Annotated in this window: 16 protein-coding genes and 1 riboswitch; of the genes, 5 read left to right on the top strand and 11 right to left on the bottom strand. The window is 59.8% G+C overall.

Annotated elements, in window-relative coordinates; translation table 11 throughout:
• Positions 1-267: 267 nt before the first annotated feature.
• The 4 genes from BTE54_RS13350 to BTE54_RS13335 form a co-directional block, all read right to left on the bottom strand.
• Positions 268-1233, bottom strand: a complete 966-nt coding sequence (locus tag BTE54_RS13350) for an aliphatic sulfonate ABC transporter substrate-binding protein (RefSeq protein WP_078052761.1) — start codon at positions 1231-1233, stop codon at positions 268-270.
• 286 nt (positions 1234-1519) lie between these two features.
• Positions 1520-2008 (bottom strand): Lrp/AsnC family transcriptional regulator, encoded by a 489-nt coding sequence (locus BTE54_RS13345; protein WP_003507846.1) that lies wholly within the window; start codon positions 2006-2008, stop codon positions 1520-1522.
• 70 nt (positions 2009-2078) lie between these two features.
• On the bottom strand, positions 2079-2723 hold the full coding sequence (locus tag BTE54_RS13340) for a uracil-DNA glycosylase family protein (RefSeq protein WP_198939139.1): 645 nt from the start codon (positions 2721-2723) through the stop codon (positions 2079-2081).
• Positions 2716-3309, bottom strand: a complete 594-nt coding sequence (locus BTE54_RS13335; protein WP_078052759.1) for a thermonuclease family protein — start codon at positions 3307-3309, stop codon at positions 2716-2718. The genes BTE54_RS13340 and BTE54_RS13335 overlap by 8 nt, the downstream gene beginning before the upstream one ends.
• A 108-nt stretch (positions 3310-3417) precedes the next feature.
• Between BTE54_RS13335 and pdhS2 the strand changes: the two genes are divergently transcribed.
• Entirely contained in the window at positions 3418-4953 is a 1536-nt protein-coding gene (gene pdhS2, locus BTE54_RS13330) for a two-component system sensor histidine kinase PdhS2 (RefSeq protein ID WP_078052758.1), read from the top strand.
• Between the two features lie 62 nt (positions 4954-5015).
• Here pdhS2 and BTE54_RS13325 read toward each other — a convergent pair whose 3' ends face one another.
• Both BTE54_RS13325 and cobT read right to left on the bottom strand, forming a co-directional pair.
• The gene (locus BTE54_RS13325; protein WP_078052757.1) at positions 5016-5420 is read right to left on the bottom strand and encodes a diacylglycerol kinase; all 405 of its coding nucleotides are present in this window, start codon (positions 5418-5420) and stop codon (positions 5016-5018) included.
• Positions 5421-5428: 8 nt separating this feature from the next.
• A complete protein-coding gene (gene cobT / locus BTE54_RS13320; protein ID WP_003522166.1) occupies positions 5429-6463 on the bottom strand; it encodes a nicotinate-nucleotide--dimethylbenzimidazole phosphoribosyltransferase in 1035 nt (344 codons plus the stop codon).
• A gap of 152 nt (positions 6464-6615) precedes the next feature.
• Between cobT and BTE54_RS13315 the strand changes: the two genes are divergently transcribed.
• Genes BTE54_RS13315 through BTE54_RS13305 form a run of 3 tightly spaced genes read left to right on the top strand, consistent with a single transcriptional unit; the run spans position 6616 to position 8316 of the window.
• The gene (locus BTE54_RS13315; RefSeq protein WP_078052809.1) at positions 6616-7401 is read left to right on the top strand and encodes an adenosylcobinamide-GDP ribazoletransferase; all 786 of its coding nucleotides are present in this window, start codon (positions 6616-6618) and stop codon (positions 7399-7401) included.
• 19 nt (positions 7402-7420) lie between these two features.
• Positions 7421-7612 (top strand): DUF1289 domain-containing protein, encoded by a 192-nt coding sequence (locus BTE54_RS13310; protein WP_035262220.1) that lies wholly within the window; start codon positions 7421-7423, stop codon positions 7610-7612.
• Complete coding sequence (locus tag BTE54_RS13305; RefSeq protein ID WP_078052756.1) at positions 7609-8316, top strand: TIGR02281 family clan AA aspartic protease; 708 nt, start codon at positions 7609-7611, stop codon at positions 8314-8316. The genes BTE54_RS13310 and BTE54_RS13305 overlap by 4 nt, the downstream gene beginning before the upstream one ends.
• A 268-nt stretch (positions 8317-8584) precedes the next feature.
• Here the strand turns inward: BTE54_RS13305 and BTE54_RS13300 are convergent, their stop codons facing one another.
• Complete coding sequence (locus tag BTE54_RS13300; RefSeq protein ID WP_125146930.1) at positions 8585-9187, bottom strand: hypothetical protein; 603 nt, start codon at positions 9185-9187, stop codon at positions 8585-8587.
• Positions 9188-9477: 290 nt separating this feature from the next.
• Positions 9478-9628: riboswitch (FMN riboswitch) on the top strand.
• Positions 9629-9748: 120 nt separating this feature from the next.
• Here BTE54_RS13300 and ribB point away from each other — a divergent pair.
• On the top strand, positions 9749-10390 hold the full coding sequence (gene ribB, locus BTE54_RS13295; protein WP_078052755.1) for a 3,4-dihydroxy-2-butanone-4-phosphate synthase: 642 nt from the start codon (positions 9749-9751) through the stop codon (positions 10388-10390).
• 250 nt (positions 10391-10640) lie between these two features.
• On the opposite strand, the gene BTE54_RS13290 is transcribed toward ribB, so the two are convergent.
• The 4 genes from BTE54_RS13290 to BTE54_RS13275 form a co-directional block, all read right to left on the bottom strand.
• On the bottom strand, positions 10641-11429 hold the full coding sequence (locus BTE54_RS13290; protein WP_035262232.1) for an SDR family oxidoreductase: 789 nt from the start codon (positions 11427-11429) through the stop codon (positions 10641-10643).
• Between the two features lie 14 nt (positions 11430-11443).
• A complete protein-coding gene (locus BTE54_RS13285) occupies positions 11444-12922 on the bottom strand; it encodes a sugar ABC transporter ATP-binding protein (RefSeq protein ID WP_078052754.1) in 1479 nt (492 codons plus the stop codon).
• A gap of 118 nt (positions 12923-13040) precedes the next feature.
• On the bottom strand, positions 13041-13970 hold the full coding sequence (locus tag BTE54_RS13280; protein WP_065655911.1) for a sugar ABC transporter substrate-binding protein: 930 nt from the start codon (positions 13968-13970) through the stop codon (positions 13041-13043).
• A gap of 134 nt (positions 13971-14104) precedes the next feature.
• Positions 14105-15085, bottom strand: coding sequence for an ABC transporter permease (locus tag BTE54_RS13275; RefSeq protein ID WP_065655910.1), 981 nt, complete (start codon positions 15083-15085; stop codon positions 14105-14107).
• Positions 15086-15118 lie beyond the last annotated feature (33 nt).

The following is a 15118-nucleotide window of genomic DNA, read 5'->3' as shown; positions in this document are numbered from 1 at the left end:
GCGACATAGGAGGCTTGTGCCCCCGACGTTTCGGCAGTTTTCTTCTCCCCCCCGGGGAGAAGGTGGCCCGAAGGGTCGGATGAGGGGGCTAGCTCTCCGCATATCTCTACCCTTGCCCCCTCATCCCGCTGCCGCGGACTTCTCCCCGGCGGGGAGAAGAAACAAGCGGCACGGGCTCGCCCTATGCGGCAAGAATGGCATTTTCCTGAATCAACCTCTCAGCAACACCCGCCAGCAGGTTGAAGAGACTTACCTTTTCCGACCCGCTCAGCTCGCCTTCGGCCGCCAGACGATATCCGCCACGTTGAGTTTCTTCGGCACGATCTTCAGATCGTAGAACTCATCCGCAAGTGCCTGCTGATAGGCGATGGCTTGATCCGGAACCAGCGAAACCCGCCCGAGATCGGCGCCCGGCCGCGTTAGCGAGACCTTGGTGACATCCTCGGGAACGCCGGTGATCGACGCCAGCGACTTTGCCGTTGCATCGATATTGGCCTGCGCTTTCGCACCCACATTCGCCAGTTCCTTGAGGATCAACGGCACGAGATCGGGATTGGCCTCCACGAAATCGCCATTGGCAAGGAAATAACTCCACGGATCGACGATGCCTTCGGCGGTCGAGAGAACCCGTGTCGTCGGCTCTTTTTCCGCCACGGCAAAATAAGGATCCCAGATCGACCAGGCATCGATGCTACCGCTTCGGAAGGCGGCGGCCGCATCCGGCGGGGCAAGATCGACCGGCGTAATATCATTCAACGTCAACCCTGCCTTTCGCAACGCCTTGACGGTGACATTATGCGCGCTGGAGCCGCGCTTGAAGGCGACTTTTCTGCCTTTCAGGTCTTCCAGCGTCTTCAGCGGCGAATCCTTCTGCACGAGGATGGCCGATCCGCCGGCCGCCGCTTTGTAAGTGCCCACATAACGCAGATTGCCGCCGGCGGCCTGCGCGAAAAGCGGCGGCACATCGCCGGTCGGGCCGATATCCAGCGCACCGGCACCCAGCGCTTCGAGAAGCGGCGGCCCGGAGGAGAATTCCGACCATTTGACCTCGATACCGCGATCCTTCAGCAACGCTTCGAGCGCGCCCTGGCTTTTCGCGAGCGCTATCACGCCATTCTTCTGCCAGCCAATCCGCAATGTGGCGGTTGCGGCACTCGCCCGCCGGATATGCGGCAGAAACACCGCCCCGGTCGCACCTGCAATCAGTCCCAATGTTCCGCGTCGTGTAAGCATATGGATATCCCTCGCTATTCCATCCTTCGACAGTAAAAGCGTAGATATTCGATAGATTTTATCAAAATCGCAGTTTGCGCGCAGACAGCTCCGGGAGAATTGAATGTGCGAATTTGCCACGATGGGTGGAATAGAATTGTCGTGCCCCGGCGGCGGCTACCGGGATGGACCTTCCGGCTGGATCAGCCCTTGGCGGGCCAGATCGACGGGAAAAACGACCCGCAAATGAAAATGCCCTCCCCGGCAACCGGAAAGGGCATTGGTCGAAAAACTGGCCGGCGGCGGATCACTCCTCGCCGGATTTCGGATTGTCCAGCAGCATGTAGTCGAGCGGCAGCTCGGTCGTATATTTGATCTGCTCCATCGCGAAGGCGGAGGACACGTCGCGAATTTCGATCTTGGCGATCATGCGCTTGTAGAAGGCGTCATAGGCCGCGATATCGGGCACAACGACGCGCAGCAGGTAATCGACATCGCCGCTCATGCGGTAAAATTCGACGACTTCCGGAAACTCGGAAACCACCTCGGAGAAACGCTTCAGCCATTCGATGGAATGGGAGGCGGTGCGGATGGAGACGAAAACCGTGACCTTGGTGTTTACCTTGACCGGATCGAGCAGCGCCACGCGCCGGCGAATAACGCCGTCTTCCTCCATCTTCTGGATACGCCGCCAACAGGGCGTCGTGGAAAGGCCGACCTTTTTCGCCAGATCGGCAACGGCCAGCGTGGAATCCTCTTGCAGAATGCGCAAAATCTTACGGTCTAGGCGATCCAATGCGTCTATCCTCCTGAATTAATTTCCTTTCAATACACTAATTTTTGCAGAAAAACAGAAAATTGTTTCACTAAAGCCGCATTTCCACATGTTGTCGCAGAACCGGCAGCAGTTCCTCGGTGAACCATGGGTTCTTTTTCAGCCAGCCGGTATTGCGCCAGCTTGGATGCGGCAGGGGAAAAATGCCGGGGCCGGAATTGGCATGGAGAAAGCCGCGCCAGTCCTGCACCGTTTCCGTCATGGTCTTGCGCCGCCTTTCACCCAGATGAAAAGCCTGCGCATATTGGCCGATGGCGAGGATCAGCTCCACCTGCGGCATCGCCATTATTACCCGCTCACGCCATTGCGGCGCGCATTCGCGCCGGGGCGGCAGGTCGCTGCCCTTGTCGTCATAGCCGGGAAAACAGAAGCCCATGGGCACGATGGCGAAACGATCCGGATCGTAGAATGTCTGCCGGTCGACGTTCAGCCATTGGCGCAGCCGGTCGCCCGAGGCATCGTTGAACGGCAGCCCTGTTTCATGCACGCGAAGCCCCGGCGCCTGCCCGGCAATCAGGATGCGCGCCTTGGTCGACATGACGACCAACGGCCGGGGTTCGTGCGGCAGGCGATCGGCCATTCCCCTGAGCGGCTTGTCGCGACAGAGACGACAACGGGCGATTTCGCCGCGCAATACGTCAAGCCCGTCATCACGCACCGGCACTGGTTCAACCATGATCCCACCCCAGAAGATGACGGATGACGGTGAGGAAACCCGCCGCCGGCGTTTCCAGATCCGCGGCACGGTGTTCCCGCCGCCACTGCGACGGTTTCTCGAATTCTCCCGCCCAGATGCCGCGTGCCTGCCTGCGCGCCGCCGCCTGCTCGCTGGAGAACTGGAAATAACCGGATGCGACGGCAAAACCCGCCGACACCATTTCCGATGAGACATCCCTGCCGCCGGCGGAACAATAAACCAGCCGCCGCCCGTAACGGTCTCTGGAACTGCCGGAACAGGAAAAATCCTCAGCCCCGGCCAGCCTTTGCAGGACACGGCGCGCTTCCTCGCCGCACGGCCAGCTTTCGCTGCCGCGCAGGCATGTCTGCGCAAGCTCCGGCGCATCGATGCCGAGCAGCCGGAAACGTTCCTCTCCCTTCGACAGCGTATCGCCATCGATCACAAAGAAGCGGCCGCTATAGGTCTCGCTGTTGATCTGGTCGAGCTTGGCCGCGATCAGAATGCCAAGAAAAACCGTGGCGAGAAAAAGCCCGCCATCGCGAAATGCCGAAAACCGCCTGCCCTTGCCTCCATTTCGTCTCATGTAACAACAAACCCTTGTCAGAAATGGCAAACAAATCCTTTCACGGCAGCATCTTCTTAAGATTTTGCGCGTAGTCTGCAAGGGTTCATGTCACCCTGCGTTGTAACAATGAGTAAAAGCGTCAGCACGTCCACCGACAAGATCATCGTCGACCGGTCGAAAAAGCACCGCAACAAGGCGGTCTTCGACACGGTGAAGACGACACGTGAACGCCTGCAGCAAGGGGTCGGCGCAAGCGACGCCTATGAACGCGAAATGCTGACCATGCACATCGCCGAAACCCTGCAGGGCGCGATGATCATGCCGCTTTTCATCCTGCTCGCCTCCATCATCGGCCTTTATATCACCCGCGACATCAGCCTGATCATCTGGTCGCTGATTGCGCTGAGCTTCCACGCCTTTTCTTTGCTCTTGGCCAAGCGGGCGGCAAAACAGGAAATCACGGCCGACAATCTTCAGCACTGGAAAAGTCTCTTCCTCGGCATGCAGATCCTCATCGGCTGCGCCTGGGCGATGTTTGCGTTGGCCGAACCGGTGCGCAACGACCCGACGCTCGTGCTTTTCTTCAAGGGCTCGACGCTGCTGATCGCGCTTTCGCTCACCGCCATGGCCAATTTCATGCTGCGGCGGGCGACCTTCATGACCTTTTTGCCGGTGCTGGCGGCTCTCTGCATGACCTCGGCCATTTCGCGCAATCCTTTCGATGTCGGTCTCGCGCTGATGTTCGGCATGGCCATACTCTTCTGTCATCGCATCACCAGCCGGCTTTACCAGACCAGCATCAAGCTCCTCTCCTCCCAGACGGAAAAGGACGACCTGATCGCCGAACTCGAAGTCGCCAATTCGGTTTCGGACGAGGCGCGGCGGCGCGCGGAAGAAGCCAATCTGGCGAAATCGCGCTTTCTCGCCTCCATGTCGCACGAGCTCAGAACGCCGCTCAACGCCATTCTCGGTTTCTCCGAGGTTATGTCCTCGGAAGTGCTCGGCCCGCTCAATAATCCGCTCTACAAGGAATATTCCGGCGATATCCATCGCTCCGGCCAGCATCTGCTTGATCTCATCAACGAAATCCTCGACCTGTCGCGCATCGAAGCCGGCCGCTATGACCTCAACGAAGAAGCGATCTCGATGCTGGAAATCGCCGAGGATTGCATCGGCATGATCCAGCTTCGCGCCCGCGCCAAGAACATCAAAATTTCCCAGCAGTTCGAAAACAGCCTGCCGCAGGTCTGGGCCGATGAGAAATCCATCCGCCAGGTCATCCTCAACCTGCTGTCCAACGCCGTGAAATTCACGCCGCAGGGCGGTGAAATCCTCGTGAAAGCCGGCTGGACGGCGGGCGGCGGCCAATATGTCTCGATCAGGGATAACGGTCCCGGCATTCCCGAAGATGAAATTCCCGTGGTGCTGTCCGCCTTCGGTCAGGGATCGATCGCAATCAAGAGCGCCGAACAGGGAACCGGCCTTGGCCTGCCCATCGTTCAGGCCATTCTGGCCAAGCATGACGGCCAGTTCATCCTGAAATCGAAACTGCGCGAGGGCACCGAAGGCATCGCCATCCTGCCAGCCAAACGCGTGCTGCAAAGCCTGCCAGCCGTGGAAGAAACCCACGCCATCCAGCCGCGCCGGCGCTCCTTCGCTTGAGGCATTTCCAGGAAAAGTGGCCCCCGGGTTTTCCGTCCTGAAATGCCTTGAGGCTTAGAACTTCAGAAGAACAGCGTCGTTACCAGCGAATACAGCACGAAAAATCCGCTCGCCATTAACAGGCAGAAAACGGCAAAGGAGCCGAGGTCCTTGGCGTGCCGCCCGACCGAGGAGATTTCCGGTGAAATGCGATCCACCAGCTCTTCGATGGCGGTATTGAGCGCTTCCACCGAAAACAGCAACAGCATCAGCACCGTAAAGACGAGAAGATGGGCAAAGGGTGCGCCGACGACCAGAAGCAGGGTAAGCCCGACGCCGAAGGCGAGAACCTCATGCCGGAACGCCGCTTCCTGCCACAGCCGGCCAAGCCCCTGCACGGAATAGCGCGCGGCGGCAAAAAGATGCCGCCAGCCTTTTTCCTTGCGAAAGGCGGGTTCCGGTTGCTTCTTTTGCGGCGTCACGTCCATCTTCAGCCTCAATGGTCGGTGCGGGAGCTGATGCGGGTGTCCACACCCGCCGCTTCGAATGTCGCCATGCCGGAATGGCAGGCGGCGGCGGCCTTGACGATGCCGGCGGCAAGCGCTGCCCCCGTGCCTTCGCCGAGCCGCATGCCAAGCGCCAGAAGCGGCGTCTTGCCGAGCTTTTCGATGGCGGCCAGATGGCCGGGCTCACCCGAGACATGGCCGATCAGGCAATGGTCGAGCGCCGCAGGATTGGCAGCCTTGAGGAGAGCGGCAGCGGCCGTCGCCACATAACCGTCGATCAGCACGGGAATGCGTTGCACGCGGGCAGCAAGGATGGCGCCGGCAATCGCTGCGATCTCGCGTCCGCCGAGACGGCGCATGATCTCCAGCGGATCGGACAGATGATCCTTGTGGAACTCCACCGCCGCCTTCACCGCCGCGATCTTGCGGGCCATGACTTCGCCTTCCGAACCGGTGCCCGGACCGGTCCATTCTTCCGCCGTGCCGCCATAAAGCGCGAGATTGATCGCCGCCGCAATGGTGGTGTTGCCGATACCCATTTCGCCGACGCAGAGAAGATCGGTTCCGCCGGCAATCGCTTCCATGCCGAAGGCCATGGTGGCGGCGCAGTCGCGCTCGGAAAGCGCCGGCTCGCAGGTGATGTCGCCGGTCGGGTAATCGAGCGCCAGATCGAAAATCTTCAGGCCAAGATCGTTTGCAACGCAGATCTGGTTGATCGCCGCACCGCCTGCCGCGAAATTTTCTACCATCTGTTGGGTCACGGATGTCGGATAGGGCGTGACGCCGTGCCGGGTAACGCCATGATTGCCGGCGAAGATCGCCACCAGCGGACGGGTGACGGCCGGAGAACGGCCCGACCATGCCGCTAGCCACATGGCGATTTCTTCGAGACGTCCGAGCGAACCGGCAGGCTTGGTCAGCTGCGCATTGCGCTCCTTGGCCGCCACAAGCGCGTGCGTATCCGGGCCGGGAAGCTCGCGCAGCAGCGCGCGGAAATCGTCGAAGGGCAATCCGCTCATGCTCATGATATCTGTCTTTCTCGTCGTCGGGTTGGCTGTCGCATCGGCTCATGCGTCCGGAACTTGTTTTTTCCGGCAAATCGGTCTTTGTTGCGCCTCTCATAATCGCGGATGCGCCGCGGAACAACCGGAAATGCAGCGACTGCAACGGAGAGAGCATGAAGGCCGGGGATTTTATAACAGATGTCATGCATTCCCTCGCCTTTCTGAGCCGCCTGCCCGTTCCCTCGCAGTTTTTCGATGATGCCGACGGCGTGTCGATGCGCCGCACCGCCCGCGCCTTTCCCGCCGCTGGCCTGCTGATCGCCCTGCCCGCCGCTTTCCTTGTTGTGGTTTTCGCAGCCTTCGACTCCTCTCCGCAACTTACCGGCTGGCTCGTTATCGGCCTGACGGCGCTCATCACGGGAGCTCTGCACGAAGACGGTCTCGCCGACATGGCCGACGGTTTCGGCAGCGGCAAGGAGAAGGCCCGCAGGCTTGAGATCATGAAGGACAGCCGCATCGGTAGCTATGGCACGATTGCCATGATCCTTTCTTTTGCGCTTCGCGCCACCGCACTCGCCTCGCTCATTGAGACGCTGCCGGCAAAGACCGCCGCCGCCGCCTTGATCGCCGCGCTTGTCCTGAGCCGCGCCCTGATGGTGTGGCACTGGCAGTCCCTGCCTGCCGCCAAAACCTCCGGCATCGCCGCCGGCGCCGGTCAGCCGGGCTCCAGCGAGCGCAACATCGCGCTGGTGATCGGGCTACTGCTTTTCACACTCTTCACGCTGCACGCCCTGCCGCTCCTGTCGATTACACTCGTGCTGGCGGCAGCCTTTCTGGCGGCCGTCCTTTTCGGCAGGCTCTGCGACAGCAAGATCGGCGGCCATACCGGCGACACCATCGGTGCCTGCCAGCAGATCACGGAGATCGTTACCCTCATCGCCCTTGCCCTTGCGGCGTGACGGCCTGATATAAATCATCATGGAAACACCCTGCATCCATATCTGCCGCCTCGATGAAACCAGCAGCCTCTGCATCGGCTGCGGGCGGACGCTGGATGAAATCGGCGGCTGGGCGGGGTATAGCGACGAGAAGCGCCGCGAAATCATGCGGTTGCTGCCGCAAAGACTGGCAAACCTGCCCGAGACCGCCAAGGAGACGCATACCGCATGAACAGGCTGACCATCGTTCTCCTCCTGCTGGCCGTCGGCCTTGGCCTGCTTCTCATCAATCACGAAGGCGGCCGAACGCTCGGCATCGACAATGATCAATTCGCCCACGTGCTTTATCTTCTGCCTATTGCCGGCCTATTATCCGCCGGCATTCTGGCGGGAAGACGCGGCAGTTTCAGCACCGTCATCCGCCAGCTCGCCGTCTGGCTCGTCATTATTCTCGGCCTCGTCTCGCTCTATCTCTATCGCTACGACCTGCAATCCTTCGGCGACCGGTTGCTGGGCGGCCTGATGCCCGGCCGCGCCGTGGTGGTGACGACAGCTGGCGGCGAACAGGAAATCGTCCTGCACAAATCGATGAGCGGCCATTTCGAGGCAAATGTCGGCGTCGAAGGCAAGACGATCCACATGCTGGTCGATACCGGTGCAAGTTCCGTGGTGCTCGCCAATGCGGATGCGGCAGAAATCGGCATCGACACCGCAAATCTCCGCTATACCGTGCCGGTGATGACCGCGAATGGCCGCACGGCGGCAGCCCCCGTCACCCTTTCGGAAATCAGTATTGGCCCGATCATGCGACGCAACATCCCCGCCCTCGTCGCGCAGGATGGCCAATTGGGCCAAAGCCTGCTCGGCATGAGCTTCCTGTCGACGCTCGGTTCGCTGCAGATGCAGACCGATGAATTGCGATTGCGGGATCGGTAAGCTGCTCTCGGAGAAGGCACCTTATCTTGCGATCAAACGCCCCCATCACAATATATGTGAAGTAACGAGGAAAGGGTTGATCAACGCTGACCCGCTGAAGCAGTGGCTTATCTCGAAAAATACCGCCACCTCGGCAAATCATTGACAGGCCGCATTGACCATGAGACAAGATTACATATTCAACGCAGGAGTTCTCAACATGATCGGTCCAGATCCTATCCTACTTTGATCTAAACGCCCTTCCACTGTAGAGAAGCGAAGCGTCGAACTATGGTTTCGGCGCTTTTTGGTTTTTTGAGATGCCCGGCGAACGGATTTTTCGCTTTAGTTTGTATCCCCTGTATTTTCCTTCCATTGTCTGCAAAAGCTTCTCGCCGGTTTTCTTTGCCTCTTCCGCGTGCTCGTAGAGGCTACGAATGGCACTCTCCCGACCCTCGAGTGAAATATTGGTGAAACTCTTACGGTATATTCCATCTATCTTGGCGCGGATTTTATCCAGAACACCATAGAAATAGACGACATCGCCAATATACTCTCTTCCAGTGGCCGATATGGAATCGATATTCTTCAGATAAAAATGGGTGTGACGCGCATCTGTAATATGCGGGACGAAATCTTTGTTTTCCTTGATGCGTTCCCTGAAAGTCACATAGGAAATAGGTGCGGCAAGGAAGATCGCCATATCGGCTGTATTAAAGTCGATTTCCGCATACAGGGACCGAATGAATTTCTCTTTTTCTCGCGATTTTTTCCAGAATCCTACGCCCACTGCTACAAATTGTCCAAGTATCCACAGCGTGAACGCTGTAGAAGCCGCGACCAACGCGGCAAGCAATTGCGGGCTTTCAGATATTTGCTGCGTCGCTGACATGCAACAATTCCCTTAAATATAAGAAAATACATATTGCGATAATGACAATATAAAAATCACAAGACGCCAATATTAACAACATAAATACGATACTTCAGATGGCGAACTGGCCAGGATTGCGCCGCCAATATCAAATCGGTCTCGATAGAAAAACGCAGTAGGAACTCGACCTGAAACGGGCGGAACTAAAATGCTCGTAGAAACGCCTTTCCGAGAGATTTCTTTCTGCCCGGCACCCGCCCAACGAACCATTGCCCCTTGATTCCTTCCCATTTGATAATTTATGTTGGTTCCGTTCTCAGGGCGGGGTGCAATTCCCCACCGGCGGTATCGGGATTTTTCCCGGAGCCCGCGAGCGCTTCCGGTCTCCAAAGCCGGAAGGTCAGCAGATCCGGTGAGAGGCCGGAGCCGACGGTATAGTCCGGATGGAAGAGGACAAGGCATAGGACGCCCGCGCGTGAGCGGGCTTCGCATTGCATTGTTCGCCCAAGGGATATTTGGCGCTTCTCGAAGCGCGAAAATGCCGCAAAACGGCATAACCCTTGAAAGGCTTGAAAGAAAATGACCATTGCCAAAATTGAAGACGCGATCGAAGCCATTTCCCGTGGTGAGATGGTGATTGTGGTTGACGACGAAGACCGCGAAAATGAAGGCGATATCATCGCCGCCTCCGACAGCATCACCCCACAGCAGATCGCCTTCATGATGAACCATGCGCGCGGGCTGATCTGCGTCGCCATGCCGGGCGAGCGTCTCGATGCGCTCGATATTCCGCTGATGGTGTCGCGCAACACCGAATCCCTCAAGACGGCCTTCACCGTCTCGGTGGACTATATTCCGGGCACCACCACCGGCATTTCCGCCGCCGACCGCGCAAAGACCGTGCGTGCGCTGGTATCGGAAGAATCGCGCCCGGAAGATTTCGCCCGCCCCGGCCACATCTTCCCGCTGCGCGCCAACCCGCAGGGCGTTCTCGGCCGCACCGGCCACACCGAAGCAGCCGTGGACCTCTGCCGCCTCGCCGGAAAATTCCCCTGCGGCACCATCTGCGAAGTCGCCAATGACGACGGCACCATGGCCCGCCTGCCCCAGCTTGAAGTCTTCGCCGAACGCCACGGCCTGCTGGTGGTGACGATCAAGGACCTTGTTTCCTATCTCAAGGGCGAGATTGTCGAGGAAGTGGCGCAGAAGCAGGTCGCTTGAGCTGCTGCTCGCGGTGTGAATACAAAAACGCCCGGCGCAAGCCGGGCGTGATGCCTGTGAAACCGTCTGGTCCTCTTCCGTCATGCCGGACTTGATCCGGCATCCAGCCACGGCGCGTCTGCGCCGTGAGAAGAGTCTTTTGCGATCAAAGACTTGATCGCGCTGGACCCCGGATCAAACCGGGGTGACGGAGTGAGAATGTCACGCTTGAACCAGACGCGTGAGGTTTACCGCGCCGGGACCGAAAACCCTACCAGCAGCAGAAACCACCATCCACCAGCAGATCCACGCCCGTCACGAAGCTCGCCGCATCGGAGAGCAGGAAGATCGCCGGACCGACCATCTCATCGACGCCCGCCATGCGCTGCATCGGCGTCTGCTCTTCGAACAGCTTCGTCTGGTGCACCATCTCCGGCCGCGTATTCATCGGCGTCGCCGTGTAACCCGGCGAGATGGTGTTGACGCGGATGCCGCGACCCACCCACTCCATCGCCATGGATTTCGACATGTGGATGACGCCTGCCTTCGAGGCATTGTAGTGGCACTGCATCAGCCCGCGATTGACGATGACGCCGGACATGGAGGCGATGTTGACGATTGCGCCGCGCCCGTTCTTCAGCATGGCATTGGCTTCCGCCTGGCAGGACAGGAAAACGCCCTTCAGGTTGATGTCCATCATCGTCTGGAACTGGCTTTCCTCCATCTCCTCGGCCGGATTGGCATTGGCGATGCCGGCCGCATTGACGGCGAGCGACAGCGCGCCAAGCTCCGCCTCAGTACGCGCGACCGCATCGGTCAGCGCCTCTTTGCTGGTCACGTCAGCGGCAATCTGGATCGACTTGCGCCCGGCCTTGGCGATGAAATCGGCCGTCTGCGCCAGGCCGTCATCGGTGCGGCGGTCAAGCAGCGCGACATTGGCGCCGGACTGGGCAAGCCCCATGGCGATCCGCTGGCCGATGCCGGAACCGGCGCCGGTGACGAGCGCCACCTGGCCGGAAAGATCGAACAGTTTCGGCGCGTTGAGCGTGATGGTAGACATCGGTATTTCCTTCTTCAGATGGTTGCCAGTTCCATGACCGAGACGTCGTTTGCTTCGTCACGGTTGAGGATGCCGGCCTGTTTTCCCTGCGCAAGCACGAGGATGCGGTTCGAAACGCCCAGCACCTCCTCGAGATCGGAGCTGACGACGATGACGGCCACGCCGTCCTTAGCCAGACCGACGATGATATCGTAAATGCCCGCCCGCGCGCCGACATCGATGCCGCGCGTCGGCTCGTCCAGCACCACCACGCGCGGATTGCGGGCAAGCCATTTGGCAATGACCACCTTCTGCTGGTTGCCGCCGGAAAGATCAGATGCCGGCTGTTCGCTACGGCCCTTCACGCCAAACTTGGCGATGGCCTCCTTGGTAAAGGCGCGCTTGATACGCGGCGTGATCCAGCCGGTGCCGACGCGGTCGAGATTGGCATAGATCAGGTTTTCGCCGATCTCGTGCTCCACCACCAGCCCCTGCAATTTGCGGTCTTCCGGCACCATGACGATGCCCTTTGCAATCGCATCCGCCGGGCTTTTCAGCGTCAGCACCTTGCCATCCAGCAGCACCTCACCCGCACTCGTCGGATCGGCACCGGAAATGGCCCGCACCAGCTCGGTGCGTCCCGCCCCGATCAGACCGGCAATACCGAGAATTTCACCGGCGCGAACGCCGAAGCTAATGTCGCGGAAGGCATTGGTCGCGCCGGTCAGCCCCTTGACCTCCAGCACCACCTTGTCCTGCGGCTCCGGCAGCGTCGGAAACAGGCGCTCCAGCGAGCGGCCGACCATGCTTTCGACAATGGTGCGCACCGGCGTCGCGCTGTCGGCAAACTCATGCACCCGCTCGCCATCGCGCAACACGACGATGCGGTCGGTGATCTGTTTGATCTCTTCCATACGGTGGGAAATATAGATGATGCCCACACCCTCGGCGCGCAGCTTGCGCACCTGCTCGAACAGCGCCTGCGTTTCCGCGCCGCCAAGTGCCGCCGTTGGCTCGTCGAGGATCAGGAGTTTGGCGTCCAGCGCCAGCGCCTTGGCGATTTCGATCAACTGCTGGTTGGCGGTCGAAAGGCCGGCCACCTTGCGGGTTGCGGGAATGTGAAGGTTGAGGCGCGCCAATTGCTGCTGGGCTCTGCGCACCATCTCGGCACGGTCGACGACGCCGTTCTTCATCGGCCAGCGGCCAATGAACACGTTTTCGGCGATGGAAAGCTCCGGCAGGAGCTTCAATTCCTGATGGATGAGGACGATGCCCTTGTCTATCGCCTCTCGCGGCGAAGACGGTGCATAGGGCTGGCCGAGCCATGTCATCGTGCCTTCGGACGGCTCGCGCGAACCGGCGATGATGCCTGACAGCGTGGACTTGCCCGCGCCGTTTTCACCCAGCAGGGCCACCACTTCGCCGGGATAAACGTCGAGATCGACGTTTTTCAGGACCTCGAGCGGACCGTAACGTTTGCTGATGCCACGGAGCGAAAGAACCGGCTCGCGCATGACGGGACCTCCCAGGACATGATCGCGGCGGAGATCCGCCACAGCCTTGTGTCCAAATTGCATAAAGACAAACCAATGAATGCCCCGCGCATCCCATCGGACGCGCGGGGCGGATGCATCAGGGATGGTTGGCGATGAAGCCTTCGACATTTTCCTTGGTGGTCAGCGTCGCATCGGAAAGCTGCACAGCCGGAACCTTTTCGCCGCCGACGATCTTGACGGCCATCTCGACAGCGGTGCGGCCCATCTTCTGGGTCTGCTGTGTTGCGGTCACGTCGAAGACGCCGTTCTTCAGCGCCTCAAGCGCCGCCGTATCACCATCAAAGCCGCCAACGACGATCTTCTGCGAAGGGTTGGCGACCTTGATCGCCTGCGCCGCGCCGAGCGCCAGACCGTCGGCCTGTGCAAAGACGATGGAAACATCCGGATTGGCCTGCAGCATATTCTGCATGATCTGGAAGCCTTCATCCTGGCTCCACATGTTGGACCACTGTTCGGCAACGATCTTCACACCGGAATTGGCCTTCACCGATTCCATGCAGCCCTTGGTGCGGTCCACTTCCGGCGTCGTGCCCTTCTGGCCGTGGATGATGACCATCTTGCCCGAACCGCCGGCCTGCTTGATGATGTAATCGCATACCGCCTTGGCGGAAGCGACGGAATCGGTGGCAAGGAAGGTATCGCCCGGCGCGCCATCGGCATTGCGGTCGATGTTGATGACCGGAACGCCGGCGGCCTTGGCAAGCTTTACCGGAACGGTCGCGGCAGCGGCACCGGCCGGAATATAGATCAGCGCATCGATGTTCTGGGTCAGCAGATCCTGAATCTGATTCACCTGCGTCGGGCCATCGCCCTTGGCATCGACGGTGACGACTGTAATGCCGCGCGTCTTGGCTTCGGCCTCAACGGCCTGCTTGATCTGGTTGAAGAAGTTCGCCTGCAGATTGGCGACGGCAAGGCCGATCTTCTTGACTTCGGCGGCATTAGCCTGGCCGAGCGACAGGGCGAGAAGGGCGGCGGATGTCAGCAGAATGCGTGAAAATTTCATGATTATTCCTCCATTTGTTGATTGTTGACCTTCGGGCAGATCGAACCTCCTCCCCTCCGGCCGTCTATTTCACGCCTCCCTAATAGGGAGGGTCGTTTATTGCGCGGACGGCTCAGCACCGTCCGCAGGCAAATTCAGCTTCTGCGGCGGCGCAGGGTTTCAGCGCCAACGGCCAGCACGATGACGACACCGATGATGACCTGCTGCAAAAAGGGAGAGACGTTGAGCAGGTTGAGGCCGTTGCGCAGCACGCCGATGATCAGCACGCCGATCAGCGTTCCGCCGATGCCGCCTGCACCGCCCGAAAGCGAGGTTCCGCCGATGACGACGGCCGCAATCGTATCCAGCTCGTAACCGAAGCCGCTGGAGGGCTGCACCGAGTCGAGACGTGCCGCAAGAACGATACCGGCAAGACCGGCAAGAACCGCGCAGGCGACATAAACGCAGATCGTCACCAGCGGCACATTGATGCCGGCAAGGCGCGCCACTTCCGGGTTACCGCCGACCGCATAGACCGTCCGGCCTTCCGAACGGAAGCGCAGGAACAGCCAGGAAACCAGAACGACGACGAGCATCAGAAGCACGGTCGCTGTCAGCACGCCGAAATGGCGGTCGATTGCCAGCATCATGAACCAGTCAGGGAAACCGACGATCTGCTGTCCATCGGTGATCATATTGGCGAGACCGCGCGCCACCGACATCATGGCCAGCGTGGCGATGAAGGCCGGCACGCGGAAGGCAGTGACGAGAATACCGACCACGAGGCCGCAGGCGGCGGACGCGATCAGCGCCAGCACGATGGCCATGCCCATCGGCATGCCCGCCACATTTGCCGTCCAGCCCATGATCATCATCGACAGCGCCAGAACCGAGCCGACAGACAGATCGATGCCGCCAAGCAGGATAACGAAGGTCATGCCGACGGCCATGATGCCGAGAACGGTGATCTGGTCGAGAATGTTGAGCCCATTGCGCAGCGACAGGAAATTCTCGCTGGCGAAGGTCAGAAACACGCAGAGCAGCAGCAGGCCCAAAAGAGGTCCGGTCGCTCCGCTCAACCAGGCAAGCGGGCTCCTGGTGTGCGTGACCCCCTCATTGCGTTCAATCGCGGACATGGCTCCTCCCGGTGACTGTCTTGCATTTTTTAA

This window comes from Agrobacterium sp. YIC 4121 (genome assembly GCF_002008205.1).
GTDB lineage: Bacteria > Pseudomonadota > Alphaproteobacteria > Rhizobiales > Rhizobiaceae > Agrobacterium > Agrobacterium leguminum.
This window is presented reverse-complemented; position numbering and strand designations above follow the sequence as displayed.

What these genes read in the sequence shown, in the direction of transcription:
- BTE54_RS13350 (WP_078052761.1), bottom strand. Translation starts at nt 1,233, where the DNA reads ATGCTTACACGACGCGGAACATTGGGACTGATTGCAGGTGCGACCGGG.
- BTE54_RS13340 (WP_198939139.1), bottom strand. Translation starts at nt 2,723, where the DNA reads ATGGTTGAACCAGTGCCGGTGCGTGATGACGGGCTTGACGTATTGCGC.
- BTE54_RS13335 (WP_078052759.1), bottom strand. Translation starts at nt 3,309, where the DNA reads ATGAGACGAAATGGAGGCAAGGGCAGGCGGTTTTCGGCATTTCGCGAT.
- pdhS2 (WP_078052758.1), top strand. Translation starts at nt 3,418, where the DNA reads ATGAGTAAAAGCGTCAGCACGTCCACCGACAAGATCATCGTCGACCGG.
- BTE54_RS13325 (WP_078052757.1), bottom strand. Translation starts at nt 5,420, where the DNA reads ATGGACGTGACGCCGCAAAAGAAGCAACCGGAACCCGCCTTTCGCAAG.
- cobT (WP_003522166.1), bottom strand. Translation starts at nt 6,463, where the DNA reads ATGAGCATGAGCGGATTGCCCTTCGACGATTTCCGCGCGCTGCTGCGC.
- BTE54_RS13315 (WP_078052809.1), top strand. Translation starts at nt 6,616, where the DNA reads ATGAAGGCCGGGGATTTTATAACAGATGTCATGCATTCCCTCGCCTTT.
- BTE54_RS13310 (WP_035262220.1), top strand. Translation starts at nt 7,421, where the DNA reads ATGGAAACACCCTGCATCCATATCTGCCGCCTCGATGAAACCAGCAGC.
- BTE54_RS13305 (WP_078052756.1), top strand. Translation starts at nt 7,609, where the DNA reads ATGAACAGGCTGACCATCGTTCTCCTCCTGCTGGCCGTCGGCCTTGGC.
- BTE54_RS13300 (WP_125146930.1), bottom strand. Translation starts at nt 9,187, where the DNA reads ATGTCAGCGACGCAGCAAATATCTGAAAGCCCGCAATTGCTTGCCGCG.
- ribB (WP_078052755.1), top strand. Translation starts at nt 9,749, where the DNA reads ATGACCATTGCCAAAATTGAAGACGCGATCGAAGCCATTTCCCGTGGT.
- BTE54_RS13290 (WP_035262232.1), bottom strand. Translation starts at nt 11,429, where the DNA reads ATGTCTACCATCACGCTCAACGCGCCGAAACTGTTCGATCTTTCCGGC.
- BTE54_RS13285 (WP_078052754.1), bottom strand. Translation starts at nt 12,922, where the DNA reads ATGCGCGAGCCGGTTCTTTCGCTCCGTGGCATCAGCAAACGTTACGGT.
- BTE54_RS13280 (WP_065655911.1), bottom strand. Translation starts at nt 13,970, where the DNA reads ATGAAATTTTCACGCATTCTGCTGACATCCGCCGCCCTTCTCGCCCTG.
- BTE54_RS13275 (WP_065655910.1), bottom strand. Translation starts at nt 15,085, where the DNA reads ATGTCCGCGATTGAACGCAATGAGGGGGTCACGCACACCAGGAGCCCG.